Annotated in this window: 26 protein-coding genes; 14 read left to right on the top strand and 12 right to left on the bottom strand. The window is 70.9% G+C overall.

Going from position 1 to position 26,917, the window contains the following annotated elements:
• From ACTU3I_RS01515 to ACTU3I_RS01480, 8 genes are all read right to left on the bottom strand, one after another.
• Positions 1-1,497: an aldehyde dehydrogenase family protein gene (locus ACTU3I_RS01515; protein ID WP_442923838.1), complete on the bottom strand. Its 1,497-nt coding sequence runs from the start codon at positions 1,495-1,497 to the stop codon at positions 1-3.
• 77 nt (positions 1,498-1,574) lie between these two features.
• On the bottom strand, positions 1,575-2,153 hold the full coding sequence (locus ACTU3I_RS01510) for a helix-turn-helix domain-containing protein (protein ID WP_442923837.1): 579 nt from the start codon (positions 2,151-2,153) through the stop codon (positions 1,575-1,577).
• A gap of 144 nt (positions 2,154-2,297) precedes the next feature.
• The gene (locus tag ACTU3I_RS01505) at positions 2,298-5,075 is read right to left on the bottom strand and encodes a molybdopterin-dependent oxidoreductase (protein WP_442923836.1); all 2,778 of its coding nucleotides are present in this window, start codon (positions 5,073-5,075) and stop codon (positions 2,298-2,300) included.
• Positions 5,072-5,899, bottom strand: coding sequence for an FAD binding domain-containing protein (locus ACTU3I_RS01500; protein ID WP_442923835.1), 828 nt, complete (start codon positions 5,897-5,899; stop codon positions 5,072-5,074). The genes ACTU3I_RS01505 and ACTU3I_RS01500 overlap by 4 nt, the downstream gene beginning before the upstream one ends.
• A 135-nt stretch (positions 5,900-6,034) precedes the next feature.
• Positions 6,035-6,595 (bottom strand): phosphorylase family protein, encoded by a 561-nt coding sequence (locus tag ACTU3I_RS01495; RefSeq protein WP_442925296.1) that lies wholly within the window; start codon positions 6,593-6,595, stop codon positions 6,035-6,037.
• A 12-nt stretch (positions 6,596-6,607) separates the two neighbouring features.
• Positions 6,608-6,802, bottom strand: coding sequence for a hypothetical protein (locus ACTU3I_RS01490; protein WP_442923834.1), 195 nt, complete (start codon positions 6,800-6,802; stop codon positions 6,608-6,610).
• A gap of 147 nt (positions 6,803-6,949) precedes the next feature.
• On the bottom strand, positions 6,950-7,435 hold the full coding sequence (locus ACTU3I_RS01485; protein ID WP_442923833.1) for a nucleoside deaminase: 486 nt from the start codon (positions 7,433-7,435) through the stop codon (positions 6,950-6,952).
• A 1-nt stretch (position 7,436) separates the two neighbouring features.
• Positions 7,437-8,492, bottom strand: a complete 1,056-nt coding sequence (locus ACTU3I_RS01480; RefSeq protein ID WP_442923832.1) for an XdhC family protein — start codon at positions 8,490-8,492, stop codon at positions 7,437-7,439.
• Positions 8,493-8,547: 55 nt separating this feature from the next.
• Here ACTU3I_RS01480 and ACTU3I_RS01475 point away from each other — a divergent pair, with 55 nt between their 5' ends.
• From ACTU3I_RS01475 to ACTU3I_RS01465, 3 genes are all read left to right on the top strand, one after another.
• Positions 8,548-9,117 carry a nucleotidyltransferase family protein gene (locus ACTU3I_RS01475; RefSeq protein WP_442923831.1) on the top strand — a complete coding sequence of 190 codons (570 nt, stop codon included), beginning with the start codon at positions 8,548-8,550 and terminating at the stop codon, positions 9,115-9,117.
• Positions 9,118-9,187: 70 nt separating this feature from the next.
• Positions 9,188-10,117 (top strand): alpha/beta hydrolase, encoded by a 930-nt coding sequence (locus ACTU3I_RS01470; protein WP_442923830.1) that lies wholly within the window; start codon positions 9,188-9,190, stop codon positions 10,115-10,117.
• Entirely contained in the window at positions 10,110-10,892 is a 783-nt protein-coding gene (locus ACTU3I_RS01465) for an SDR family NAD(P)-dependent oxidoreductase (RefSeq protein ID WP_442923829.1), read from the top strand. The genes ACTU3I_RS01470 and ACTU3I_RS01465 overlap by 8 nt, the downstream gene beginning before the upstream one ends.
• Before the next feature lie 3 nt (positions 10,893-10,895).
• On the opposite strand, the gene ACTU3I_RS01460 is transcribed toward ACTU3I_RS01465, so the two are convergent.
• On the bottom strand, positions 10,896-11,624 hold the full coding sequence (locus tag ACTU3I_RS01460) for a FadR/GntR family transcriptional regulator (protein ID WP_442923828.1): 729 nt from the start codon (positions 11,622-11,624) through the stop codon (positions 10,896-10,898).
• 145 nt (positions 11,625-11,769) lie between these two features.
• Here ACTU3I_RS01460 and ACTU3I_RS01455 point away from each other — a divergent pair, with 145 nt between their 5' ends.
• The 9 genes from ACTU3I_RS01455 (at position 11,770) to ACTU3I_RS01415 (ending at position 23,070) form a co-directional block, all read left to right on the top strand.
• Positions 11,770-13,287: an AMP-binding protein gene (locus ACTU3I_RS01455; RefSeq protein WP_442923826.1), complete on the top strand. Its 1,518-nt coding sequence runs from the start codon at positions 11,770-11,772 to the stop codon at positions 13,285-13,287.
• Positions 13,288-13,356: 69 nt separating this feature from the next.
• Complete coding sequence (locus ACTU3I_RS01450; RefSeq protein WP_442923825.1) at positions 13,357-14,085, top strand: SDR family NAD(P)-dependent oxidoreductase; 729 nt, start codon at positions 13,357-13,359, stop codon at positions 14,083-14,085.
• The gene (locus ACTU3I_RS01445) at positions 14,079-15,365 is read left to right on the top strand and encodes a DUF1116 domain-containing protein (RefSeq protein WP_442923823.1); all 1,287 of its coding nucleotides are present in this window, start codon (positions 14,079-14,081) and stop codon (positions 15,363-15,365) included. The genes ACTU3I_RS01450 and ACTU3I_RS01445 overlap by 7 nt, the downstream gene beginning before the upstream one ends.
• On the top strand, positions 15,362-16,849 hold the full coding sequence (locus ACTU3I_RS01440; protein ID WP_442923822.1) for a flavin-containing monooxygenase: 1,488 nt from the start codon (positions 15,362-15,364) through the stop codon (positions 16,847-16,849). Before ACTU3I_RS01445 ends, ACTU3I_RS01440 begins: the two co-directional genes overlap by 4 nt.
• Positions 16,846-17,595, top strand: coding sequence for an SDR family oxidoreductase (locus ACTU3I_RS01435; RefSeq protein ID WP_442923821.1), 750 nt, complete (start codon positions 16,846-16,848; stop codon positions 17,593-17,595). The genes ACTU3I_RS01440 and ACTU3I_RS01435 overlap by 4 nt, the downstream gene beginning before the upstream one ends.
• A 30-nt stretch (positions 17,596-17,625) precedes the next feature.
• On the top strand, positions 17,626-18,966 hold the full coding sequence (locus ACTU3I_RS01430) for an ArgE/DapE family deacylase (RefSeq protein ID WP_442923820.1): 1,341 nt from the start codon (positions 17,626-17,628) through the stop codon (positions 18,964-18,966).
• A gap of 116 nt (positions 18,967-19,082) precedes the next feature.
• Positions 19,083-20,522: an APC family permease gene (locus ACTU3I_RS01425; RefSeq protein ID WP_442923819.1), complete on the top strand. Its 1,440-nt coding sequence runs from the start codon at positions 19,083-19,085 to the stop codon at positions 20,520-20,522.
• A 96-nt stretch (positions 20,523-20,618) separates the two neighbouring features.
• Entirely contained in the window at positions 20,619-22,052 is a 1,434-nt protein-coding gene (locus ACTU3I_RS01420; RefSeq protein ID WP_442923818.1) for a glutamine synthetase family protein, read from the top strand.
• 1 nt (position 22,053) lies between these two features.
• Complete coding sequence (locus ACTU3I_RS01415; protein WP_442923817.1) at positions 22,054-23,070, top strand: hypothetical protein; 1,017 nt, start codon at positions 22,054-22,056, stop codon at positions 23,068-23,070.
• Here ACTU3I_RS01415 and ACTU3I_RS01410 read toward each other — a convergent pair.
• Positions 23,048-23,818, bottom strand: coding sequence for a gamma-glutamyl-gamma-aminobutyrate hydrolase family protein (locus ACTU3I_RS01410; RefSeq protein WP_442923815.1), 771 nt, complete (start codon positions 23,816-23,818; stop codon positions 23,048-23,050). The two genes, ACTU3I_RS01415 and ACTU3I_RS01410, sit on opposite strands and share 23 nt — an antisense overlap.
• Before the next feature lie 57 nt (positions 23,819-23,875).
• On the opposite strand from ACTU3I_RS01410, the gene ACTU3I_RS01405 reads away from it, so the two are divergent.
• Positions 23,876-24,946 carry an NADP-dependent oxidoreductase gene (locus tag ACTU3I_RS01405; protein ID WP_442923814.1) on the top strand — a complete coding sequence of 357 codons (1,071 nt, stop codon included), beginning with the start codon at positions 23,876-23,878 and terminating at the stop codon, positions 24,944-24,946.
• A gap of 33 nt (positions 24,947-24,979) precedes the next feature.
• On the opposite strand, the gene ACTU3I_RS01400 is transcribed toward ACTU3I_RS01405, so the two are convergent.
• Entirely contained in the window at positions 24,980-25,906 is a 927-nt protein-coding gene (locus ACTU3I_RS01400) for a 2-hydroxyacid dehydrogenase (protein ID WP_442923813.1), read from the bottom strand.
• 65 nt (positions 25,907-25,971) lie between these two features.
• On the opposite strand from ACTU3I_RS01400, the gene ACTU3I_RS01395 reads away from it, so the two are divergent.
• The gene (locus tag ACTU3I_RS01395) at positions 25,972-26,403 is read left to right on the top strand and encodes a DUF1761 domain-containing protein (RefSeq protein WP_442923812.1); all 432 of its coding nucleotides are present in this window, start codon (positions 25,972-25,974) and stop codon (positions 26,401-26,403) included.
• An 18-nt stretch (positions 26,404-26,421) separates the two neighbouring features.
• Here ACTU3I_RS01395 and ACTU3I_RS01390 read toward each other — a convergent pair whose 3' ends face one another.
• Positions 26,422-26,916, bottom strand: a complete 495-nt coding sequence (locus ACTU3I_RS01390) for a cupin domain-containing protein (protein ID WP_442923811.1) — start codon at positions 26,914-26,916, stop codon at positions 26,422-26,424.
• Position 26,917: the final 1 nt, after the last annotated feature.

Here is a 26,917-nt window from a genome sequence, read left to right as displayed (position 1 = left end):
TCAGATCACCATCACCACGGTCTTGGTCTCCAGGTAGTTCTCCAGCCCCTGCGGACCGTTCTCGTATCCCCAGCCCGACTCCTTGTGCCCGCCCTTCGGAAGCTCCGGCCCGAGGAAGGAGTGGCAGTTGACCCACACGGTGCCGGCCTGCAGGCGAGCGGCGACGCGGTGCGCGTCGCTCAGCCCCCGCGTCCACACGCTCGCGGCCAGGCCGTAAGGGGAGTCGTTGGCCCACCCGATCACCTCCTCCAGCTCGTCGTAGGGCGTCACCACGGCGACCGGGCCGAAGATCTCCTCGCGCATCAGCCGCATGCCGGGGGTCACGCCGGTCACCACGGTCGGCGAGACGAAGGTGCCGGCCGGTCCGCTGCGCCGGCCGCCGTGCACCTGAGCACCCTGCGCCCGCCCCTCCTCGAGGTAGGCGACGACGCGGTCGGCTTGGGTCAGGCTGACCAGCGGCCCGAGATCGGCGTCGGGGTCGAGCCCGTGGCCGAGGCGCAGAGCGTCGCCGAAGGCCGCCATCCCGTCGACCACCTCCGGATAGACCGATCGATGGGCATAGACGCGGGCGGATGCCACGCACACCTGGCCGCCGTTGTCGAAGATGCCGCGCGAGATCCCCTCGATCGTGGCGGGCAGGTCGGCGTCGGGCAGGACGAGCGCGGGGGACTTGCCGCCGAGCTCCAGCGTCAGGCGCGTGAGGTCGCCGGCGGCCGACGCGACGAGGTGCTTGCCGACGGCGGTCGAGCCGGTGAAGGCGATCTTGTCGACGGCGGGGTGGTCGGCGAGAGCCTGCCCGGCCTCGGCGCCGTATCCCGTGACGATGTTGACGACGCCTGCCGGGAGGCCCGCCTCCTGCAGCAACCGGCCGAGATACAGCGCGGTGAGCGGTGTGGCCTCGGCGGGCTTGAGCACCACGGTGCATCCCGCCGCCAGAGCCGGAGCGAGCTTCATCGCGGCCATGAGCAGCGGCGAGTTCCAGGGCACGATCGCCCCGACGACGCCGACGGGCTCCCGCCGCGTGTAGGCGAACACCTCCTTTCCCGGAGGCGTACGACTGAGCGAGGTCGGGATGGTGTCGCCGAGGATCTTCGTCGGCCAGCCCGCGTAGTACCGGAACTGGTTGATCGCGGCGGGGATCTCCCCGAAGCGCGATGTGCGGAGGTTCTTGCCCTGGTCGAGGGTCTCGAGCTCGGCGAGATCGTCGAGATGCGCCTCGAGGAGGTCGCCGATGCGCCACAGCATCGCCGCCCGGTCGGCGGGCCGCATCCGCCCCCACTCGCCCTCGAGCGCGGCGCGGGCGGAGGCGGCGGCGCGGCCGACATCGGCGGCCCGGCCCCGGGCCACCTCGGCCAGCGGGTGCCCTGTCGCCGGGTCGAACGTGGCGAAGCGCTCGCCGGCGGCGGCATCCGTCCAGGCGCCGCCGACGAAAAGCCGGCCCGGGTCGTCGGCGAGGAATGACGCGACCCGGGGGCGATAGGTGATGTCGGTGACCACGCCGCCACCGTAGCTACCTATCGTTGATTACAAATACCAATCGGGTTTCGGACGTGTAAACCGAGACCGGCGGCGGATCAGGCGGGTGTGTGGATGAGCACCAGCGTCACGCCGGCGGCATCTTTCACAGCCCAGCGGTTGCGGAAGTGGCCGGGGTGGGTGAGCGCGTCGCCGGGGCCGAGCTCCCATTCGCCGCGGCCGTCGATCATGACGGTGACGACGCCGGAGACGACGTAGACGGTGTTCTCGCCGTCGGACTCGAACCAGTCGCCGAGGTAGGCGCCGGCGAGCACGTACTCCTGCACTGTCGCGCCGCCCTCGGTCTCGCGCGTGATGATGCGGCTCGTCGCCCGATCGTCCGACTCCGACACCGGTACGAGCTCGCCCTGGCCGCGGCGGCTGACGCGCACCGGGTCGGGCTCAGGCGGAGATGGCAGCAGCGCGGACGGGGAGATGCCGAGCACCTTGGCCAGGCGGAACAGTGTGGCGATCGAGGGCATGGTGTGGCCGCTCTCGATCTGGCTGAGGAACGGCTGGCTGATGTCGGCGGCGGCGGCGAGGGCTCGCGTCGAGAGCTTCTTCGCCGTGCGGGCGGCGCGGATCTCGCGCCCGAGCGACACTCCGATCAGTGCGTCGTCGGGGGCATCCGAGGTCATCCGCTCACCCTATCCAGGTCGCCGCGGCCGCCGCGGATTCGGAGATCGCCCCCGGATTCGGATGCAGCAGCAGCCAGCGTCCGAATCTGCGGACATTCTCCGAATCCGGCGCCGGTTCGGCCGCGCGCCGAGTCCGCGGCCGGATCAGTCGCGCAGTGGGGCGGCAAGGCGCCACACGCGGTCCCGCGAGAACGGCTGCACGTACCCGCGGATGCCGAGGGCCCGCGCGATCGCGTTGCCCACGGCCGGAGCCACGGGGTTGTACGGCGACTCGCTCATCGACTTCGCGCCGAACGGCCCGACGCTGTCAGCCGTCTCGGCGAAGTACACCTCGGTGTCGGGGATGTCGGCGAACTGCGGCACGCGGTACTGCCGGAACACGGGGTTGAGCACGCGACCGTCCTCCATGTACACCTCCTCGTACAACGCGCCGCCGAGCCCCTGGGCCGCCCCGCCCTCGACCTGTCCGCGCACCTGGGCGGGGTTCAGGAGGAATCCCGCGTCGGCCGACTGCACCGACTGCAGGATCTTCACGGTCCCGGTCTCCACATCGACGGCGACCCGCACGGCGTGCACGTTGAAGGCGAGCGAGCGGCGCTCGCCGAACTCCGCCCCCTCGGCCACGAGCCCCTCGTCGCTGCGCTCGCCGGAGGATGCCGCGGCGACGATCTCGTCGAAACCCACCATCCGCCCGCCCACACGTACCCCGGTCGAGGTCGGTCGAGCTGCGGCTGGGCTGTCGGCGCCGGCGAGCGCGGCCGCGAGCTCCAGCATCCGGGACCGCAGGGCGAGGCACGCGGCGTGGAGGGCCTTCCCGGCGACGGTGATGCCGGTCGAGGCGAAGGCGCCGGTGTCGTGACGGACGGCGTCGGTGTCGGCGGTGCGCAGCTCGATGCGGTCGAAGCCGGCCGCGAGATCGGATGCCGCGATCTGGCGCAGCGCCGTGGTGGTGCCGTTGCCGAACTCCGCCGTGCCGGTGCGGACTACGAACGTGCCGTCGGCACGCAGCGTGGCGGAGGTGTGCGACACGTGCCCGCGCGGGGCGATCGTCGCGATCATCGCGAGGGCCATGCCCTCGCCGACCCGCCACTGGGCGCCCTCGGGAATCGCGACGCCGTTGCCGCGGCGCAGTGCCGCCTGCGCGAGATCGAGGCACTGGTCCAGGCCGTAGCTGCCCCAGACGAGATCCTCCTCGTATTTGTCGTCATCCGGATGCAGCGGATCGCCCTCCCGCACCGCGTTGATGCGCCGCAGCTCGAACGGGTCGATGTCGAGCTTCTCGGCGAGCAGGTCCATCGCCGACTCGACACCGAGCATCACCTGCCCGAGGCCGTAGCCCCGGAACGCCCCCGACGGCACGTTGTTGGTGTACACCGCCTCGGCGTCGATGCGGCGGACGGGCACGCGGTACACGATGGTCGACTCGGCGACGCCGTGGAACATCACGCCGATCGCATGGTTGCCGTAGGCGCCAGTGTCGCTGAGCACGTCGACGGTCATCGCCGTCAGCACCCCCTCGACTGTCGCGCCGAGCGACACCGACACGCGCATCGGATGGCGGACCGAGGTGCGGAGGAACTCCTCGGCGCGGGACAGCTCGTACGCCACCGGACGGCCGGTGCGCAGCACGGCCAGGGCGACGAGGTCTTCGGCGAAGATCTCCTGCTTGCCTCCGAACCCCCCGCCGACGCGCGCGGCGTGGACACGGACGCGGTCGGGGTCCAGATCCAGGATGCGAGCGAGCTCGTCGCGCGTGAGGAAGGGCACCTGGGTGCTGGCCCGGATCACGAGACGCCCGTCGTCGTCGAGCCACCCCACAGCGCCGTGGGTCTCGAGCTGCGCGTGCGACACGCGGCTCGTCCGCCACGTGCCGGTCACCGTGACGGCGCTCGCCGCGAGCGCGACCTCCGCGTCGCCGCCCTGCTGCTCGTGCATCGCCGCCACGACGTTGCGGGCGGCCTCGGCGACGCGGTCCTCGGGCGTGCGATCCGGATGCAGCAGGGGCGCGCCGGGGGCCCGCGCCTCCTCGGGATCGAAGACGGCCGGGAGCACGTCGTACTCGACATGCACCGCGCGGCAGGCAGCCTCCGCGGCGGCCTCGGTCTCGGCCACGACCGCTGCGACGCGCTGCCCCACGAAGCGCACCACATCGTCGATCATGCGTGTGTCGTCGGGGTCGTCGGTGCGGTGCTCGTGGCGTGCCGTGGAGTATCGCGTCGCCGGTGCGTCCTCGTGCGTGAGGATCGCGACGACGCCCGGGACGGCCCGAGCGGCGGCCGTGTCGATCGACCGGATGCGGGCATGCGGATGGGGCGATCCCAGCACGCGCAGCACGAGCACGTCGCCGGGCACGGGCACCGGCTCGTCGAAGGTGAACGGCTCGAGCCCCTGCACGATGCGCTGCGCCTCGGGCGGGGCGACCGAGCGCCCCACCCCCTCCCCGTCGCCGAGCGACGAGACGGGGCGTCCCGACCCCGTCTCGCGCACCGGGCCCAGCACCGCCTCACGGATCGCCGCGCGGATCGGCCGGTACCCCGTGCAGCGGCAGAGGTTCCCGCGCATCGTCCGGTCGAGGTGCGGCAGATCCTCCGGCGCCAGCGTCGAGGCCGTCACCGCCATCCCCGGCGTGCAGAATCCGCACTGGAAGCCGAACCCCTCGGCGAGGGCCTCCTGCACCGGATGCCGAGCCTCACCGGGGGCGAGCCCCGCCGCGGTCGTGACGGCACTGCCCTCCACCCGCATCGCCGGGATGAGGCAGGAGTGCACCGGCTCGGCATCGAGAAGCACCGAGCACGCGCCGCAGTCGCCCGCATCGCACCCCTTCTTGACCTCCGTATGCCCGTGCTCACGCAGGAGCGTGCGCAACGACTGCCCGGCGCGCGGGTCGGCCTCGATCTCGTGTCCGTTGACCTCGAACCTCACGCCGCGGGCGCCTCTGCGTGCAGGGCCACCCGGATCCGCTCGGCGAGCACTCCGCTCACCCCGCGACGCCAGTCAGCAGACCCGAGAGGGTCGGTGTAGTAGCCGGACGCGGCGTGGATGGCGTCGCGGAGCACCGTCGCGCTCGGGAGCCGAGGGAAGCGCAGCACGACCGGCCGCGCGGTCGCAGCCGTGACGCCGAACACCGTGCCGCCGTCGGCATCGACCCGCCCGGTGATCACCGCGCCGGAGCGCCCGTGCTCGGCGAGGGCGATCTTGCGCAGGACGAAGCGGGAGCGCAGGGCCGCGTCGGGCAGGTCGATCGCCCGCAGCACCTCGCCGCGGGCGAGGCTGTTGGTGCCGTCGCCGGTGACGAGGTCGGCCACCGGGATGTGCCGCGACGCGCCGTCGGGCGTCCACACCTCGGCCGTGCCGTCGAGGCCCGCAGCGAGGGCGACCATCGCGCCGGCGGCGAACGAGCGGCAGATGTTGCCGCCGACGGTGGCCGTGCGCCAGATCTTGAAGCTCGCCAGGAGCGCGTTCGCGGCATCCGGGAACGACCCCGCGGCCGTCCACTCGGGGGGCGCCTCGGCCTGGGACCACCGCACCAGGCGCCCGATCGTGCAGGTGGCGCCGATACGCAGTCCCGCGTCGGTCGCCTGGAGGTCGGGCCACCCGAGGGTCGTGAGATCGACGAACCCCGTCGTCCCGGGTTGCGGCTCGCTGAGGAGCCACGTGCCGCCGGCGAGGAACGTCTCCCCCGGGGCGAGAGCGAGGTCGTCGCGCGAGAGTGCGCGCCGGAAGCTCGTGACGGTGTGGATGTCCACGCTCCTCCTTCGCACGGCCGGCGCGCGGCTCGGGTGCGCCGCGCGGGCCGGGTCAGTCAATCAGCGCCGGATTACCCGGATGTTTCCCCCGTCAACACGTCGCGTGACACGATGCGCCCCGCCGGAGGGGTCGCGTCACAGCTCGAGCTCGACCGCCGTCTCCAGCGCTGCCTCGATCGACCGCATCCAGCCGTCCTTGAGCGCAGCGTTCTTCTCGGAGTACAGCGAGGCGCCGTCGACGAGGTTGCTCGAGCACGCGCAGATCATCCCGGCGCGCAGTCCCCGCAGGCGCGCGACCACGTACATCGCCGATGCCTCCATCTCGACGTTGAGGATCCCCATGCCGCTCAGCCGGGCGATCCACTCGGGGGTCTCGGCGTAGAACGCGTCGTCGCTCGCGCTGATGCCGGTGTGCGCGCGGGTGCCGGATGCGGCGGCGATGCGCTGGGCGTGCCGGGTCAGGGTCAGCGTGAGACCGGGATCGGGGACGGCGGGGAAGCCCTTGGGAACGTACGCGTCGGTGGTGCCGTCGTTGCGGAAGCTGCCCTCGCTCACGAGGAGGTCGCCGGGGGCGATGCCGGCTTGGAGGCCCGCGGAACTGCCGACGCGGATGACGCTCGTGACTCCGACGCGCGCGAGCTCCTCGACGGCGATGGCCGTGGACGGGCATCCCATGCCCGTCGAGGTCGCGGTGATGTGACGACCCTTTTACCAGCCGGTCATCGTACGGTGCTCGCGGTTGTGGGCGACCTCGCGGACGTCGGTGAGGAACTCGGCCACGAAGGGCACACGGAACGGATCGCCGGGGAGGAGCGCCACCGACGACACCTCTCCGGGGGCGATGCCGATGTGGTACTGGCGCTCGGTCAGACCGACCTGCGACTTGTCGACGGGAGTGGACATGGATGCTCCTTCGGGGCGCTGTGACGAAAGGGTCGCCGCAGTCCCCGCCCTGAGCCGCCTGCCGACTCGCGGGAGTCGGTCATGGTTGATAGGACCCGCAGGTCGCGAGCGTAGCGACCGCATGTTTCGTCCTCGTTCCAGGCGACGTCAGCCCCCGGTCCAGAACCCCTGGTGCACGGCTCGCGCCCCGGGGACGTCGACGGGCCCGACGACCTCGATCGCCCGGGAACCCCGCGCGAACACCTCTCGGCTGTGCAACGACATGGAGGGGGCGTCATCGCCCTCGTCGACGAGCGCGATGAGCGCGTCGGAGCCGAATGCATAGACGACCCGGCCGATCCCGGCCCAGTAGGCCGCACCGGCGCACATCACGCACGGCTCCGTGCTCGCGTAGAGCGTGGCGGCGGCGAACTCCACCGCGCCGAGCTGCGTACCCGCCGCCCGCACCGCGTTCATCTCGGCATGCCCGGTCGGGTCGTGCCCGGTCATCACGGAGTTGCGCCCCTCGATCACCGTGCCGCCGGCGGTCACGATCAGCGCCCCGAAAGGATGGTCCCCACGCTCGCGCGCCGATCGCGCGAGGTCGACGGCGCGCTCGAGGTACTGCTCGTCGGTCGTGTCGGGGGCGCTCACGCTAAGACGTTACTGCCGGGACGGCGCACGAGTCCGCGGATGGCTCGACGCGGCGGTGGATCGGCCCGGTCAGGTCTCGGAGGGGCCGCGTGGTGCCGCCGAACCGCGCGGCGGTGATCTCGGCCAGCACGGCCACGGCCGTCCCCTCCGGTGAGGGGTCTCCGAGGTCGATGCCGAGGGGGGCACGGATGCGGTCGATATCCGCCGCGGGAACGCCGTCGGCCGCCAGCACCCGCGCCCGGGCCGTCACGGTGGCCCGGGCACCCATGGCGCCGACGAACCCCGCGCCGAGGCGGAGAGCGGCCGCCAGCGCCGGAACATCGACGCGCTCGTCATGGCTGAGCACGCACACGGCCGCATGCGGGGCGGCGGGCGCCAGCAGCTCGACCAGGTGCTCGGCGGGCAGCCCGACGACGATCCGGTCGGCAGTGGGGAACCGCTCGCGCGTGACCAGGCGCTCCCACACATCGCACACGCTGACCCGGTATCCCGCGGCGGAGGCGAGCCGGGCGAGTGCCATCGCGTGCTCTCCCGCGCCCACGAGAACCAGGTGCGGGCGCGGCGCGCGCTCGATCACGAACAGGTCGGCTCCGTCGTATGCCGACGGCAGCATGCGCGTCCCCGTTCCCGCGGGGATGTCGGGGTCCGCGATGAGGCGACCGCCCTCGGGGCCGGATGCCACGACGCCGACACGGGTCGTGCGGGTCCGAGGCGCGGATAATACGGCGCGGGCGACGAGGTCATCCGGGTCGACCCGATGCACGAGGACGTCGACGCTCCCGCCGCACGCGAGGCCCGCGGCGTGCGCCGCGTCGTCGGTGAATCCGAGCGTTGCGGCGACGACGCGACCCGTCGCGAGCACTCCCAGGGCCAGCATCACGGCGTCGCCCTCCACGCATCCGCCCGAGATCGATCCGACCACCGACCCGTCGCGGCGCACCGCCATCGCGGCGCCCGGACCGCGAGGAGCGCTGCGTGCGACCGCGGTCACCGTGACGACCGCGACCGCCTCACCCGCGTCGAGCGCGGGGAGGAGAGCGTCGGCCAGCTCCAGCATGGGCACACGGTAGCTCCGCGATGTTTCCGGCGCGCTACGGTCCTACGCTGGTGCGATGACGGACCCGGCCGGCCGCGTGACCGGGGTGATCCTCGCCGCCGGCGCCGGCACCCGCTTCGGCGGCCCCAAGGCGCTCGCCCGTGACGACGCGGGCGTGCCGTGGCTGTCGCGGGTGGCCGCAGCACTGCGCGGCGGCGGCTGCGACGATGTCGTCGTCGTACTGGGCGCGGCTGCCGCGGATGCCGCGCCGCTGGTACCCGCCGGAGCGCGCGCGATCGTCGCGCCGGACTGGCGTGGAGGGTTGTCGCGGTCGCTCACGGCGGGCCTTGCGGCGGCGGCCGGCGCCGACGCGGCAATCATCGCCCCGGTCGACATACCGGGCCTGCCGGCCGCGGCCGTGGCGCGGGTGCGCGCTGCCGAGCGGGACCTGCGCACGGCTCTCGTCCGGGCCACGTACGACGGCCGGCCGGGCCATCCGGTGCTCCTGGGTGCGACCCACTGGCCCGCCGTCCGCGCGACGGCGCGCGCCGACGCCGGAGCGGGGCCGTACCTCGCCGCGCACGGCGCACGGGCCGTGGCGTGCGAAGACCTCTGGACGGGCGCCGACATCGACGCGCGCCCGTGACTCGGACCCCTTTCGCCTCGTCACACGTAAGGTCTATACTGCAGACCAATAGATGTTTCGAGGAGGATCGATGCCGTTGCACCCCGTCGCCGCAGACCTGCTGCGCCAGTCGGCCGAGAGCGGCCGCCCCAACGCGCACCTGCTCCCGATCGAGCAGGCGCGCGAGAACTTCGAGGCCACGTTCGCAGCGTTGCCCGTCGAACCGATCGCGCAGATCGAGGATCTCTCCATCCCGGCCGGGAGCCATGACATCCCGGCGCGGCGCTACGTGCCGGCCACCGCGCAGCCCGGTGCACCACTCGTCGTCTATCTCCACGGCGGCGGATGGCAGATGGGCAGCCTCGACTCGCACGACGGAATCTGCCGGGCACTGGCCAACCGAACGGGCATGACCTTCCTCAGCGTCGAGTACCGGCGCCCGCCCGAGCACCCTTTTCCTGCCGCGCCCGACGACTGCTACACGGCGTGGGAGTGGGCAGCCGCCGCCTCCGGCCGTCTGGGCACCGATCCGACGCGGGTGGCGATCGCGGGTGACAGCGCGGGCGGCAATCTCGCGGCGGCCGTCACGCTGCGCGCGCGGGACAGCGGCGGGCCGGCGCCGGCGGCTCAAGTGCTCCTCTACCCCGCGACGACCTTCGACCTGGAGCGGGGATTCGATCTCGCGTACGAGGGGGTCATGCTCTACCGCGACGAGGTCCAGTGGCATAAAGAGGCGTACTTCACCGACCCCGAGCACGCGGTGGACGCCCAGGCCGCGCCCTTGGACGCCGACCTGACCGGGCTCCCCCCGGCACTGATCATCACGGCCGAGTACGACCCCATCCGACCGCAGGGCGAGCTGTACGCCGCGAAGCTCGCTGCGGCGGGGGTGGAGGTGCAGCAGAGCACCTATGCGGGAATGGTGCACGGATTCGCGCAGTTCCCGATGTTGTTCGACGAGGCCGCGCATGCCGTCGACGAGATCGCCGCCTTCCTCCGCGGGCGCCTTCTCGATGTCTGATCGCGCGCCCCGCACGGCCGTGGTGACGGGGGCGAACGGAGGCATGGGCCGCGAGATCGTCGGCCGGCTGGCGGCGCAGGGCGTCGCCGTGGTCGCGGTGGACCTGACAGCCGGCGACGACGGGTTCCCCGACGGAGTGAGCTTCGTGGGGGGCGACGTGACCGACCCCGCGCTCGCGGCCGCCGCTGTGGGAGCGGCCGTGGAGCGCTCCGCCGCGGGGCGCCTGGACTACCTCGTCAACGCCGCGGGGGTCGCATGGTTCGACGAGCCGGGCCTCCCCTCCCCGCGTCTCGTGGACGGCTCGGTCCACGACCTGGACGTCGGCGTCTGGCATCGCGTCCTGGAGATCAACCTGACGGGCGCGATGCTCTTCGCCCAGGCGGCGCTGCGTGCCATGGTTCCGGCGGGCGGCGGCGTTCTCGTCCACATCGCCAGCATCGCGGGCCTGCGTCGCGCGGACGGATCACTCGATGCGTACCAGGTGTCGAAGGCCGGGTTGGTGAGCCTCTCCCGCGCCATCGCCGCCACGCACGGGCCGCACGGCATCCGCTCCAACACGGTGTGCCCGGGTGCTGTCCGCACGCCGATGATCAGCGCGATCTACGACGCCGACCCGTCGCGCGAGAGCGCGATGGCGCAGCGTGTGCCCCTCCGGCGAGTGGGCACCCCCTCCGACGTGTGGGGGGCAGTGGACTACCTGCTCTCCGATGCGGCATCCTTCGTGACGGGCACGGATCTGGTCGTCGACGGCGGCTGGCTCACCACGATGGGCTGAGGCTCAGCGCCGGATCCACGACTCCAGCGTGTGCCGCGTCTCATCGATGTGCGCTGTCATCACGGCAGCGGCGACGTCGGGCTCTCTGTCACGGATGGCGTCGAGGATCTCGCCGTGATGGTCGTTGGCGTTCTTCTCGATGCGCTGGAAGATCGCCCCCACGGGCATCCACATCGTGCTGCGCGCAAGCTCGACCGAGCGCACCAGCTGTTCGTTGCCGGTGGCCCGCGCAATCCCGAGGTGAAACGCCGAGTCCAGCAGGCGGAAGTCGGTGATGAGGGCGGGCGTGGGCGCGTCGCCCGCGGCCTCGATCGCCTCGTTCATCCGCTGTACGAGGTCTTTCAATCGGGGCAGATCGCTCGCCTTGCGGCGCTCGGCGGCCAGGCGTGCGGCCCCGGACTCGACGATGACGCGATAGTCGAAGGCGTCGCGGATGGCGACCTTGTTGCGCTTGAGCTCCCGCTTGGCCTCCGCGGCGTCGTACGTCGGTTCCAGTACGAGGAAGCCGCCGCCGCGCCCGCGCCGCACGGCGATGCGCCCTTCGCGCTCGAGGACCGCCACCGCGGCGCGCACCGTCGTGCGTGACACGTCGAGCGTCTCGGCCAGATCCCGTTCGGAGGGCAGCCGGTCACCCGGGCGGAACTGCCCCAGGTTGATCGACCGTCGCAGCTGGTCGAGAACCAGCTCGTGCGCGGCGATCTGCCTGATGGGGCCCAGATTGTTCTCCGTCACGACTCCTCCTGTCGGGAAGGTTAGCCGACGAAGTCCCCGGCGCGCGGGCGACATCACGAAAAAGGCCTAAAGGACTACAGGTCTTGTGTTTAGACCTTTTAGTACTTATCCTCGGAGTGCAATCCCGATCACCTGCGAGGACTTCATGCGCTATCCGCTCACTGTCGACGACTTCCTCTACCGCGCCGAGCACGTCTTCCCCGAGCGCATCGCGGTCGTCGATGAACCCGCCGTCCCGGGCTCCTGGGGTGCGGTGACCTACGCCGAGTTCGCGCGCCGCACCCGTTCGCTGGCAGCGTCGCTGGACGACTTGGGCGTGCCGGCCGGCGGCCGCGTGGCGATCGTGTCGCAGAACTCCGCCCGCATGCTCGCCGCGTTCTACGGCGTCAGTGCGCACGGACGCGTGCTCGTGCCGGTGAACTTCCGCCTCACGCGCGGCGAGGTCGAGTACATCCTGGAGCACAGCGGCGCCGAGGTGGTCCTAGCCGATCCGTCCCTGCGCGAGCTCGTCGACGGCCTGCCGGTGCGTCACCGCTTCATCCTCGGAGAAGACGATGAGCTCTGGGGCCGCGCCGCCGCGCCGGCCTCCTGGAATGCCGACGAGGACGCCACGGCCACGCTCAACTACACCTCCGGTACGACGGCCCGTCCCAAGGGGGTGCAACTCACTCACCGGAACCTGTGGATCAACGCCACGACGTTCGGATGGCACCTGGCGCTGGACGAAAGCGACGTCTACCTCCACACCCTGCCGATGTTCCACGCGAATGGATGGGGGGTGCCTTACGCGCTGACCGGTATGGGCGGCAGCCACATCGTCCTCCGTCAGGTCGACGGTGCGGAGATCCTCCGACGCGTCGACGCGCACGGCGTGACAGTCATGTGCGCGGCTCCCACGGTGCTGGCCGCGGTGCTGGATGCGGCACAGGGGTGGTCGGGGCCGGTTCCCGGGCGCGACCGGGTGCGCGTCGTCGTGGCCGGCGCCCCGCCTCCCACTCGCCTGATCGAGCGCATCCAGGACGAGCTCGGCTGGGAGTTCATCCAGATCTACGGCCTCACGGAGACCTCGCCGTTCCTGACGATGTCGCGCACGCGACGCGAATGGCGGGACCTTCCCGCCTCCGATCGGGCGCGCCTGCTCGCGCGTGCCGGAGCGCCCGGGATCGGCGTGCGACTCACGGTCGCCGACGACGGGGAAGTGCTCGCGGCGAGCAATCAGAATCTCGCCGCCTACTGGCAGGACGCCGACGCCACGGCGGAGGCCCAGGAGGGCGGCGTCTTCCACACCGGCGACCGCGGGCGCCTCGAAGACGGCTATCTCACCATCGACGACCGAAAGAAGGACGTCATCGTCTCCGGCGGCGAGAACGTGTCATCGATCGAGGTCGAGGACGTGCTCGCGGGACATCCGGCAGTGCGCGAGGTCGCCGTCATCGGGATCCCCGACGAGAAGTGGGGCGAGCTCGTCACGGCACTCGTCGTCGCCGACGGCGACGTCGCGGCGGAGGACCTCATCGCCCACTGCCGCGAGCGGCTGGCCGGATACAAGTGCCCCAAGCGGATCGAGTTCCGTGAGGAGCTCGCGCGCACGGCCACCGGGAAGCTCCAGAAGTTCAAACTCCGTCAGGCGTACTGGGCACTCGAAGAGCGCCAGGTCCACTGACCTTCCCCCGGCTCCGGTCCGACGCGGCCGACGCCGAACCCCCAGACAACAGCACGAAGAGGTGGAAACGTGAATCGAAAAGTCATCGTGACCGGCGGAGCCGGGGTGATCGGGCTGGCAATCTGCCGGCGTCTCCTCGCCGGCGGGTGGGAGCCCGTCGCGGCCGATCTGGAGCCGGCAGTCGGTGCCGTCGATCCCGTCGAGCACGGGGCGGGGGTGCGCACGGTCGTGATGGACGTGTCGGACCGATCCAGCGTCGAGGACGCGTTCGCGGCGGTCCTCGAGCAGGGCGAGCTCCTGGTGGGGATCGTCAATTGCGCGGGGATCCTCCGCGACTCCTTCCTGGGAGAGCTCGACGAAGCTCAGCTCGAGCTGATGTTCCAGGTGAACATCGCGGGCATGGCCCGCGTGACGGACGTCGGCGCGCCGTACCTTCGCGACGGCAGTGCGATCGTCAACGTGGGGAGCCTCACCGGCCATTTCGCCCGCTTCACGGGGGCGTCGGTCTACGGTGCCACGAAGGCGGGTGTCGCCGCCTATACCCGCTACCTCGCCAATGAGCTCGCGCCGCGGGGAATCCGCGTGAACAACGTCGCGCCGGGCGTCATCCGTGCGCCCATGAGCCCGTCGATGGCGCGCGTGTCCGGCGGAGAGGATGTCTCGGCGTCGTACGCGATGCTCCGGCGCATCGGCGAGCCGCACGAGGTCGCCGAGGCGGTCGAGTTCCTCCTGTCCGAGCGGGCGTCGTTCATCACCGCGCAGACGCTCCTTGTCGACGGCGGGGTCGTCGCATGGTGACCGCGGCGACGCAAGGCGCCGTCGACATCGAGAAGGCCAATGCCGACGCCTTCGAGCGGCTGACCGCGGCGGACCCGTGGGTCATCGACGTCGGCATCGCGCGCGAGGTCATCCCGGGATACACCGACGACCTGATCCTCACCTCCGGCGCGCCGATGCCGTGGTCCGAGTACGTCGGCGGTCAGCGCGAAGCGCTTGTGGGCGGGGCGCTGTTCGAAGGACTCGCCGCTACGCGCGAGGAGGCGATCGCCAAGTTCGACAGCGGGGAGATCCGCATCGGGGCATGCCACGACTACGGCGCGGTCGGGTCGCTGGCAGGGATCTACACGGCGTCGATGCCGGTGTTCGTGGTGGAGAACCGCTCCGGCGGCAACATCGCCTTCTGCAACTTCTACGAGGGCAAAGAGCCGCGTCGACTGAACTACGGATGCTACGACCAGGGCGTGCACGACCGGCTTCTGTACGTCAACGACGTGCTCGCTCCCGTCGTGGCCGAGGCGATCCGCCGGCAGGGCGGCATCGCGCTCAAGCCGCTGATCGCGCGGGCGCTGCGGATGGGGGACGAGGTGCACAGCCGGAACGCCGCCGCATCCGTCCTGTTCAGTCGCGCGATCCTGCCGGCGGTCCTGGACATGGTGGCAGAAGAGGTGCCCAACGTGCGCGAGACGATGCTGCATCTCGCCGAGAACGATTACTTCTTCCTTCGCCTGTCGATGGCGGCGGCCAAAGCGAGCGCCGATGCGATGGCGGGCGTTGCCGGCTCGACGCTCGTCACCGCGATGGCGTTCAGCTGCCGTGGGTTCGCCATCCGGGTGTCGGGAACCGGCGACCGCTGGTTCGAGGGGCCGCCGCCGATCCACGAGGGCAAGTTGTTCGCCGGTCACAGCGAGGACGAGATCACCTGGATGGGGGGCGAATCGCCCATCACCGAGACGATCGGCCTGGGCGGATTCGCTCAGGCGTGCGCCCTGTCGCTGCAGGACTACCAGGGCGGTTCGCCCGAGGTCATGATCTCCCGCAACCTCGAGATGTACGACATCGTGCACGGGGAGAACCCGCACTACCGCATCCCGCTGTTCGGCTTCCGCGGCACCCCCACGGCGGTCGACGTCCGCAAGGTTCTCGCCACCGGCGTGCTGCCGGTCATGGACGTCGGGCTCGCAGGCAGAGACGGCGGCCAGATCGGGGCCGGCGTCATCCGTGCACCGCGCGAGTGCTTCGAGCAAGCGGCCGAGGCTCTCGCCGTGGACCACGCCATCGAAACCGAGGTCCCCCGGTGAACGCTTCCGACCTCCGCCCCTCCCTGGCCGGCGGGCCCCACGACGTCGCCGTCATCGGCGCCGGGTTCAGCGGCATCGCCGCCGGCGTGGCCCTCCTCAAGCAGGGCATCGAGGACTTCGTCATCTTCGAGCGGTCCGAACAGATCGGCGGAACGTGGTTCGTCAACCGCTATCCCGGTGCCGAAGTCGACCTGGAGTCGCACATCTACTCGTTCTCGTTCGAGCCCTACGACTGGTCGCGCACCCATGCCGACTGGAGCGAGCTGCTCGGGTACCTGCAGGGCGTCGCGCGCAAGTGGCGACTCGATGAGCACACGCTCCTGAACACCGGCGTCGAGACGGTGCGCTGGTCGGACACCGCGCACACCTGGTCGATCACGGCGGCGGACGGCACGGAGCACGGACCCTTCCGGGCGGTCATCTCCGCGGTCGGTTTCCTCAACACTCCCCTCATCCCCTCGTTCCTCCAGGGGGAAACGGTCTTCCAGGGGGACATCTGCCACACCTCGACGTGGCGCGACGGGCTGTGCCTCGAGGGCAAGACCGTCGGCGTGCTGGGGACCGGTTCCTCGGCCGTGCAGATCGTCACCGAGGCAGAGCGTCTGGGCAAGGCGGTCAAGGTGTTCCAGGGTGCCCCGAACTGGCTGCTGCCCAAGAACGCGCGGGATTTCACCCCGCAGGAGCGGCGGTGGAACCGGTTCAAGCCGGTGTACTACTGGCGCCGGTACCGGCTCTATCTCGACTACGACCGACGGCAGTACGGCGCGAGCCACGCCCGTGTGGGCGGGCGTGTCAACCGCAAGCGCCAGAAGATGGTCGAGGCGTTCCTGGAGCAGGAGATGGGCGCGCATCCGGAGCTGAAGGAGTTGCTGCGGCCGAACTTCTCGGTCGAGGCACGGCGCACGGTGGTCAGCGACACCTATTACGCGGCGCTGCGGAGCCCGAAGACCGAACTGGTGCCGCACCGCGTCGTCGATGTCACCCCGACGGGTGTCGTCGACGCGCAGGGCCAGCACCACGAACTCGACATGATCGTGCTGGCGACCGGCTTCGACGCGGCCAACTTCCTCGGCACGTATCGCGTGATCGGGGAGAACGGGCTCGACCTCCGGGAGCAGTGGAGCGAGGGGGCCGAGGCCCTCTACGGTCTGGTGACCCCCAACTTCCCGAATCTCTTCATGATCTTCGGCCCCAACACGAGCGGCATCCCGCTCGTCACGTTCTATGAAGCCCAGGCGCGGTTCGCCGCGGCGATGGTGAAGAAGCTCGTGCGGGGGCGGGCGACGATCGTCCGGGTGCGCCGATCGTTCCATGACTACTACAACCGCCGGCTGCAGCGGCGCCTCTCTCGAACGGTGTGGACGGAGGTGCCCAGCTACTTCCACGCCACGAGCGGCAAGATCATCAGCCAGTGGCCGTTCAGCCCCACCGCGTATCTCATCGGGACGCGCCTCGCGCGGTGGTTCGGGGTGAAGGCATCGTGACGGCGGGACTGGACGGCAAGGTGGTGGTCGTCACCGGCGCCGCCGGGGCCATCGGCCGCGCCGCGGTGAGCGCACTCGCCGGCGCTGGTGCACGGGTCGTGGGAGTGGACATCGCGACCGCCGACGACACCGGCGCGGAGATCTTCTTGACGACCGACCTCACATCGGAGCCGGCGGTCGCGGAGCTCTACGAGATGGTGGCGCTCCGGTTCGGCAGGATCGACGGACTCTTCAACAATGCGGGGGTCGCTCTTCCCGACGACGGGTCGGCCCTCACCGAAGACATCGCGACGTTCGAGCGCACCCTCCGGGTGAACGTCACGAGCATCCTGCTGTGCTGCAAGCACGGCATCCCGCACCTCGTCGCCGGTGGGGGCGGAGCCGTCGTCAACACCGCTTCGCTGGTGGCGTCGATGGGGTCGGCCGTCTCGCAGATCGGATACACCGCCTCCAAGGGTGCGGTCCTCGCGCTCTCGAGGGAGCTGGCGGTGGAGCTGGCTCGCACGAACGTCCGCGTGAACGTCCTCAGTCCCGGCCCCGTGCAGTCGCCCATGCTCAGCGCGCTGTTCACCGCCGACGAGGTCGCGCGACGCATGGTGCACGTTCCCACCGGGCGCTTCGCCGACCCCGCGGAGATCGCCGACGCGGCGGCGTTCCTCCTGAGCGACCGAGCGCGCCACATCACCGGGCACGACCTGCGCGTGGACGGCGGTATCTCGGCCGCCTATGTCACGCCCGAGCACTGATCCCTGTTCCGCCCGACCTCTGGAGGAGTCATGAGCAGTTCCCGGAAGCAGCACAGCGCGCCGGCCGCGCGCGTCCTGGATGTCCTCGCCCGCAGCCGTGACGCGATCACCGAGTCGGCCCTCGAGCTGTTGAGCGTTCCCAGCGTCAATCCGAACTACCCCGGAGCGCACTACGACACCTACATCGGCAACGAATCCGAGGCCAACGCGCTGATCCGCGACCGATTCGCCGCCGTCTTCGACGAGTACTCCACGCCGGCGACGAGCGCTCAGCGGGAGAACTTCGCGGGGCGGGTGCGCGGACGGGGGCGGGGCCGTTCCCTCATCCTCAACGGCCACATCGACGTGGTGCCGCCGGGCGACCCGGAGAACTGGAGCCGAGAGCCGTTCACCCCCGTCGTCGAGGACGGCCGGGTCTACGCTCGAGGCGCCAGCGACATGAAGACGGGCGTCATCGCCGCGCTGTGGGCCACGCGCGCGCTGCAGGAGGCCGGAGTGCGGCTCGACGGCGATCTCATCGTCCAGTCGGTCGCCGGAGAGGAGCTCGGCGAGCACGACGTGGGCACGTCCTGCGTGCTGGCGGCCGGCTACGGCGCCGACGCGGCGATCATCCTCGAGCCGTCGGCGAGCTTCGATCGGCCGCTGAACATCAACCCGACCGCGGCCGGTGCCCTGTGGGCCCGCATCCGCGTCGAGGGCCTCGCCGGTCATCCGGGCCTGCGACGCGAGCTCGTCCGCGCCGGTGGTGCGGGCGAGGCGGCCGGTGTCAATGCGATCGACAAGGGCTACCTCGTTCTCCAAGCCCTGTACCAGCTCGAGCAGGACTGGGGATTCCAGAAGAAGGCGCCCTTCTTCCCGACCGGGCACTTCTCGATCATGCCGGGCATCATCCACGGCCAGGGGCGCGACGTGAACATCCCGTTCATCTTCGCCGAGTACTGCGAGATCGACATCCTCGTCTGGTATCCGCCACTGGTCGACCCGGCGGAGGTGCGCCGGGAGATAGAGGAGTATGTGCGCGCGTTCGTCGCGCGGGACAGCTGGCTCGGTCGGCGGCCCCCGCGATTCGAGTGGCTCCTCGATTTCCCCGGGTATCACACGCCCGCCGATCACCCGATCGTTCGGGCGCTCTCGGATGCCCACGAGCGCGCGGTGGGGAGTGCCGCCCACATCGAGGCGTTCCCGGCCGCCTGCGACGCCACCTGGGTCGAGCAGACGGGCATCCCCGTCGTGAACTACGGCCCCGGGCATCTCGCGAACGCCCACAAGGCCGACGAATGGTGTGCGGTGCAGGAGATCCACGATGCCGCTGCCGCTCTCGCCCTCACCGCGATGCAGTGGTGCGGACTTTCGACCGAAGAATTCGATTGACAAAATCCCTATAAGGACTGAAGATCGGTCCAATAGGTTTTTAACTGTCCACTCCGGAGTTCGCTCCGACCCATCTCCCGCTCCCAATGGGGGGAGCTCCCGAAGGAGAAACGCCGATGACGGCATACAACTCATCCACCCGGACCGGGAACGAGTCGACCCTGTTGAACCGGGGCCTCGGCGTCGGCTCGATCGTGTTCATGGTCGTCGCGGCGGTCGCTCCCCTCGGCGCCGCCTGCGCGGTGCTGCCCCTGGTTTTCGCCCTGGGCGGCAACCCCGCGGCGCCGCTGTACTTCCTCGGCGCCATCGCCATCTTCTGCGTCTTCGCCGTGGGGTTCACGCTGATGAGCCGGCGCGTGCCCAACGCGGGTGCCTTCTACGCGTACGTGCAGGCGGGCCTCGGCAAGATCCCCGGAGCCGGGACCGCCGCGCTCGCGCTGGCCTCCTACTACGTCCTGCTGATCGGCCTGTACGCCCTTCTGGGGGTGTCGATCGGGGCTCTCGTGACCCAGTACCTCGGAGTCGACGTGCCGTGGTGGCTGTTCGCGTTCGCCGTCGCAGCGCTGGTGGCCTTCCTCGGATACCGCGACATCGAACTCAGCGCACGCGTCCTCGGCGTCGTGCTCGTCCTCGAGGTGGCGGTCATCCTCGTGATCAATGTCGCGATCTTCGTGCGCGGCGGTGCCGAGGGCTTCTCTGCCGCCCCGCTGGATCCGCGTCTGGCGTTCGAGGGGACGCCCGCGCTCGGCCTCATGTTCGCCTTCTTCGCCTTCGTCGGCTTCGAGGCCACCGCGGTGTTCCGCCGTGAGGCGGCGAACCCGGAGCGGACCATCCCCCGTGCCACGTATCTCGCCGTCGCGTTCATCGGCATCCTCTATGCGCTCACGTCTTATGCGATGGCGATCGGCGTCGGAGCGGCGGATGTCGCCGCGGTGGCCGGCGCCGATCCGGCGAACGTCTTCCAGAACCTCGCGACGCAGTACGTCGGCCCCGTCATGGAGGAGGTCGTGCGCGTGCTCCTGGTCACGAGCGTCTTCGCCTGCGTCCTCTCGTTCCACAACGTCGTGGCGCGCTACCAGTTCAATCTCGCCCGGGGGAAGTTCCTGCCGGCCTATCTCGGCACGGTCCACCCTTCGCACCGCGCGCCCTCGCGCTCGTCGCTGACGGTCACGGGGCTCTCCGTCGCGGCCCTGCTCCTGGTGATCGCGCTCGGACTCGACCCGATCGTCGAGGTCTACACGTGGTTCTCCGGCGCCGCCACGCTCGGCATCATCACCCTGATGGCGCTCACCTCGGTGGCCGTCATCGCCTTCCACCGACGCTTCCACCCCGAGACGCCGGTCTGGAACTCGGTCGTGGCGCCTGTCATCGCGCTGATCGGTCTGGGCTTCGCTATCTATATGATCGTCGCCAACTTCGACCTCCTCGTCGGCACGAGGGCGGCGGCCATCGTCATCCTCGTCGTGCTCGTCGCCTCGTTCGCGATCGGCGCGGTGGTCACGGCCATCACCCGGGCGAGGCGGCCCGGGCGGTACGCAGAACTCCTCGAGGACTGACCCGTGAGCAGCAAGAGCATCCCGACCCCACCGCTCGCCGCGACCGCGGCAGGGCACCACCTCGACGTACGAAATGTCCACAGGACGGAGACCGACATGGACACCATGCCGAACATCGACAGGGACGGAGCGATCGGCGACGTCGACATCGCCCCGCCCGCCCCGGCAGCCCGCGCCCCCCGGTACGGAGCTCTCACGGTCGCGGAGCTGATGGAGCAGATCGACGCCGGTCTCGTCGAGGGAGTGCTCCTCATCACCCCCGACAACACCGGTCGCTGCCTCGCCGAGCGGGTCGCCGCGGACGGATTCATCGAGAATCTCGGGCGCACGACCGCCTACAAGGTCCCGCTCATGCTGTGGGGGCTCGACATCGAGCAGGACGTGCGCCCCGGACTCGATCACATCGGGGGTATGGGTGACGGCGTGCCCGATGTGTACCTCTCTCCCGACCTGGGCACGCTGCGGCGCGTGCCGTGGGTGCCGATGCCCGTCGTGATCTGCGACCCCGTGGACGAGAACGGCGTCCCGCTCGCTTTCGCTCCGCGCCAGATCCTCAAAGATCAGCTGACCCGGCTCGAAGCGCTCGGGGTCACTCTGCAGGCCGCGACGGAGGTCGAGTTCTACCTCTTCGACGAGAGCTACGAATCCGCCTGGCACGACGACTACCGCACGCTCACTCCCTCGACCCGGTATCACGCCGCCTACGACGCCTTCGCGGGCATCAAGTCGGAGGGCTTCATCGCGCAGGTCATCCGGCAGATGGACCAGGCGGGCGTGGAGATCGAGGGTTACGCGGGCGAGTACGGTCTCGGCCAGCACGAGATCAACCTCAAGCACACGACCTGCCTCGACATGGCCGACCGTCACTTCCTGTACAAGTGGGGCGTCAAGACCATCGCGGCGCGTATGGACAAGTCTGTCACGTTCATGGCGAAGTGGAACATCGACAGCGACGGAAACTCGTGCCACGTGCATGTGAGCCTCTGGGACCAAGACGGTGTCACGCCGTTGGGTGCCGACGCTCGATTCGACGGCTTCGTCGGCGGGCTGGCCGCGCGCGCCGAGGCGGCGACGCTCATGTACGCGCCGCTGGTCAACTCCTACCGGCGCTTCCGCCCGCACTCGTTCGCGCCCACCGCGATCGCCGTCGGTGACAACAACCGCACCTGCTCGCTGCGTGTCGTCGGCAGCGGCGACGTCCGTCGCATCGAGAACCGCATCCCGGGGGCGGATGTGAACCCCTATGTGGCGCTCGGCGCCATCGCGCTGTCGGGTGCCGATGGCATCGAAGCCTCGCTCACGATGCCCCCGATGGAACTCGGCGACGTGTATTCCCGCGACGACGTCCCGCAGATCCCCGGATCGCTCCACGCCGCCCTCGACCTCTTCGAGCGCAGCGACGAGCTGCGCGCCGCACTCGGCGAGGCCGTGCACGGGCACCTGCTGGCGCTCGGGCGCGAGGAGGAGAAGGCGTTCCTGAACGAGACGGTCACCGACTGGGAGAAGCGGCGACTGTTCGAGCGGGGCTGACGTGGCGGTCCGCGTCGGCCACAGCGAAGCGCTCGGCCACGCGGTGCGACGGGAGGAGTGGGCGGCGCAGGGCGAGTCCACGTACGTCCGCGCGCTCGAGGCCCTCTCGGAGGGGAGCGACGCGGATGCGGTGGCTCTGGCCGAATTGACCGTGCAGGAGGCGCAGGAGGCCTTCGACCTGTATCGGCTGTGGCTCGTCCAGTTGCCCGCGCTCCTGGCCGATCTCGGCATTGCGGAGGCGGAGCTGGCCCCGGCCCGCTCCGAGGCCGATCGCGCCGGGGCGAGCCTCGTCGCGGGCTGGGACGACTATCGTTCACAGCTCGCGCGCTTCGGCGCGGAGGTGGGGCGACGCCGCCCAGCCGATGCCCGCCGCGCGCTGGAGTCGGCGCGCGCGACGTGGGAATCGGTCCACGATCCGGCGACCGACGCGCTGTGCGGCCTCTTGGCCGTCGCCGTCGGAGCTGTCGGCGAGGAGTGCGTGGGGCCGCTGTGGGATCGGATGCTCGCCCACTACTACGCTGCGCTGCCCGAGAAGTACGCGCCGGAGTCACGACCGTGGCCGCAGTCGCTCGAGCGTCTCGTGCTCGACATCTTCGAGGCCACCCGCGGCCACCTCGCCGGTCCGCGTCGCGACGGCGCCTTCGAGGTCTGGGAGGAGGCGGATCGGTGGGTGGTCCGCTTCGCGCCGTGCGGGTCGGGCGGCCGCACGTACGACCGGTCCGGTGCCGCCGCATCCGCCCGGAGCTTCACAGCCGGCGAATACGACTGGGCGTGGCGGACGGCGGGCGTCTGCCACTACTGCGTGCACTGCTGCCAGCTGCAGCAGCGCGCCCCGATCGAGCGGCTGGGCTTCCCGCTGCGAGTGATCGAGCCGCCCGTACAGGCGGGCCACGACCGACCCTCGCGCTCCACGTGCACCTGGTCGCTCTACAAGGACCCCGCCCTGCTTCCGGATGAGGCGTTCACGGCGGTCGGCGCGGAGGTCCCGGCGTGGCTCATCGAGCAGCGCCGGGGGTGACCGCGGCGTCGGCGGCACGGTCTGCGCGGCAGGCGTCGACGAACCCGGCGAGCAGGCGCCGGGCGTTCTCGTCGGTCGGCCACAGCATCTCGGGGTGCCACTGCACCGCGACCAAGGGGTGAGCGGGCGACTCGATGCCCTCGATGAGCCCGTCCTCCGCGACGGCGGAGGCCACCAGCCCGGCGCCGAGTGCGCGGATCCCCTGATGGTGCTCGCTGTTGACCGCGATGCGTCCGCTGCGCCCCCCGAGCCACTGCGACAGCCGCGACGCGGGCGCCACGTCCACGGTGTGAAGCGGTGCGCTCAGCGCCTCCTCGTGGAGTTCGTGGGTCGACGAGACGTCGCGATCGCGCTTCAGGTCCATGTAGAGCGATCCGCCGAAGGCGACGTTGACGAGCTGCAGACCGCGGCAGATCGCCAGGACGGGGAGCCCGGCGTCGAGGGCGGCCTGCAGCGCGGCCCGCTCGTTGTCGTCGCGAGTGCGATCGATGTCGCGGAGGGCGGGGTCGTCCGTCCGGCCGCCGTACAGGGCCGGGTCGACGTCGGCGCCACCACTGATGACGAGGCCGTCCAGGCGCTGGGTCACCGTCGCGAGATCACCCTGCGGCCGGTGGCAGTCGAGGGTGAGCGTGGCAGCACCGGCCTCCGCGAATCCGCGCAGCATGTCCTGCCACAGCGAGAACCGCACCCGTTCGAGATCCCTCGACGAGAACGTGATTCCGATGACAGGGCGAGGGGAGTGGGACACGGTGCTTCCTCGATAATTGGTAGATTGAATGGTCCTTATGTGGTTATCATTGCCGGTATGACCGCTCTCGTCAATCACCAGCTGCGCCTGGCCCGCCGGCCCTCATGGACCGCGACCCTCGAGGACTTCACGGTGGTGCAGGAGACCGTCCCCGAGCCCGGTGCCGGCCAGATCGTGGTGCGCGTCGACTGGCTCGCCTTCGATCCCGCGATGCGCGGGTGGATGAACGACGGCCCCTCCTACGCGCCGCCGGTGCCCGTCGGCGAGGTGATGCGCGGGCACGGCGTGGGCGAGGTCGTCCGCAGCACCGTCGCCGATTTCCCGGTCGGCGCGACCGTGGCCGGCAACTTCGGGTGGCAGACGTACGTCGTCGCGGAGCCGACGCTCGAGTCGGTGCCGCTCCTCGAGCACATCCACTCGGCGGGGGTCGGGACCCCTCGGGCGCAGCGCGTGCCCGAGGGCGTGCCCGCCACGGCGGTGCTCGGCGTGCTCGGCACCACGGGTCTGACGGCGTACTTCGGAATGATCGAGATCGCCCGTCCGCGGCCCGGCGACGTCGTCCTCATCTCCGGCGCGGCCGGCGCGACCGGCTCGGTGGCCGGGCAGCTCGCGCGTCTCGCGGGTGCCCGCACGATCGGGATCGCCGGCGGCGCCGAGAAGGTGCGATGGCTGCGGGAGGTCGCCGGGTTGAACGAGGTCGTCGACTACAAGTCCGAAGACGTGCGAAGCCGCGTGGCGGAGCTCGCCCCGCGCGGCGTCGACGTGTTCTACGACAACGTGGGCGGACGGGTCCTCGAAGCAGGGATCGCGAACATCGCCCAGCGCGGCACCGTCGTCATGTGCGGGGGGATCTCGAGCGGCTACTCCGACGAGGCGACCGCGTACGGGCCCACCAACCTCTCCACCATCACGGTGCGCAGCGCGCGGATCGAGGGCTTCATCTTCACCGACTTCGCGGACCGCTTCGCCGAGGGCGCAGATCGCTTGGCGCGGTGGGTGCGCGACGGCAGCCTGCGGTGGGCGGAGGACGTGCAGGAGGGCGGCATCGAGGCCACCGTGAGCACCATGAACCGGCTCTTCGACGGCAAGAATCTCGGCAAGCAGCTGCTGCGCGTCAGCCACGGCTGACGGCGTAGGTCCGCCGCATCCGAGAGACGGTCCTCAGCCGCCGAGGACGACGTTCAGCGGCGCCTCGCCGGCCCGCATCCGCTCGATCTGCGTGCGCACGAGCCGCGCGATCCGCGGCCGCATGGCGCTGGATGCGCCGCCGACGTGGGGGGCGATGAGCACGCCGTCCAGCGACCACAGCGGGTGGTCGTCGGGCAGAGGCTCGGGGTCGGTCACGTCCAGGGCCGCACGCAGGCGGCCGCGGGCGACGTGGTCGACGAGCGCATCGGTGTCGATGAGCGTCCCGCGGCCGACGTTCACGACGAGCGCGCCGTCGGGGAGGGCGCTGAGCGCGGTGTCGTCGAGGAGATGCTGTGTCGCTTGCCCACCGGGGAGGGAGGCGATGAGCACGTCGGTCGCCGCCAGGACGCTGTGCAGATCGTCGAGCGCGGAGACCGCCACACCGTCTTCGACCCGTGAGTGACGGGCGATCGCGCGCAGCTGAACCTCGAAGCCCGCCAGTCGCGTCGCGATCGCCTTTCCGACGCCGCCGAAGCCCAGGAGCGTCACCCGCCCGTCGGCGAGGCTGTCGGCGAACAGCGGCGCCCATCGGGCCCGTGCCTGGTTGCGCACGAACGTCGGGATACCGCGCTGCGCGGCGAGCGTGAGAGCCACCGCCAGCTCGGCGGTCGAGGTCTCGTGCACCGAGGAGGCGTTGGCGAAGGTCCGGTCGGGGGGAAGGACGTCCTCCACCCCGTCGTAGCCGATCGACTGACTCTGGATCAGGCCCACCTCGATGCCGTCGAGCCGCTTGAGCACGGCCGTGAGCCCCATGTACGGCGGAACGACGAGATCGAAGCGCTGTCGCGGCGCCGGCGATTTCAGATCCCACACGACGAGGTCGACGCCGTCCGGAAGCGGTGCCAGATCGGCGGCGAGCTGCTCGCTCGGAACGGAGACGACCAGGGATGCGGGGGGCATGCCTCCACGCTATCCCTCCGGCGCGCGCATGCCGCTACGCTCGGGGCATCGACAGGGAGGCGAGGATGGTTCCCGAGATCAACTACTGGGCGGTTCTGCTGGCGACCGCGTCGAGCATGGTGGTGGGGTCGATCTGGTATACCCCGCGCGTGTTCGGCAACCGCTGGATGCGGCTGGCGAAGGTCGATCCGACCGGGTCGGCGGCCAACGCGGTGGGGCCGATCCTCGTCACGGTGCTGGTGAGCTTCGTGACCGCCTGGGTGCTGGCGGGCGCGACGGCGATCGCGTGGCACTTCTACGACGGCGGCTTCTTCTGGAACGCGATCATCACGGCGGTCGTGCTGTGGGCCGGCTTCACCGCCGCGCGCTTCATCACGCACGATGCCTTCGAGGGGCGCCCCTCATCGCTCACGGTCCTCAACATCGCGCATGAGCTCGTCACCGTCCTCGTGATGGCGGTGCTGATCGGGGTGTGGCCGCCGGCCGGCACGGTGTGAGCCCTCTCGGTGCGAGCGCTAGGCCGATGTGCGGCCGTCGACTCCGGGCATCGTGAAGTCGGCGAAGTCGAATCCCGGCGAGACGACGCAGGTCGCGAGCGCGTCGGCGTGGGCGGGGAGGGTTCGCTGCCACACGCCGGGCGGCACGGTCCCCTGCGGCTCGAGGCCGTCGCCGGCATCGCCCAGCGTGACGACGTTGCCGGCGATCGGCTCATCGCCCGATCCGCCGAGCTGCAGGGCGATCGGGCCCCCGCCGTTCCAGATCCACGCCTCATCCGAGGACACGCGGTGCCACCCCGAGGCCTCGCCCGCGGGCAGGAGGAAGACGATCATCGTGGCCGCGGGACGCGCGCCGCCCTCGGTGTCGACGACGGAGGGCGAGGTCCACGTGCGGCGGTACCAGCCGCCCTCCGGATGCGGCTCCAGCCCCAGGGCGAGTGCCAGTGGGGGCCGCGGGACGCGCTCGATCAGGCGCCCGTCCACGGTGCGCCGTTCGGCGAGGTCGCCGGTCATG

Source organism: Microbacterium sp. RD1, from assembly GCF_052220165.1.
Lineage (GTDB): Bacteria > Actinomycetota > Actinomycetes > Actinomycetales > Microbacteriaceae > Microbacterium.
The sequence above is the reverse complement of the archived record's forward strand: the minus strand, read 5'-3'. Positions and strand labels throughout refer to the sequence as shown.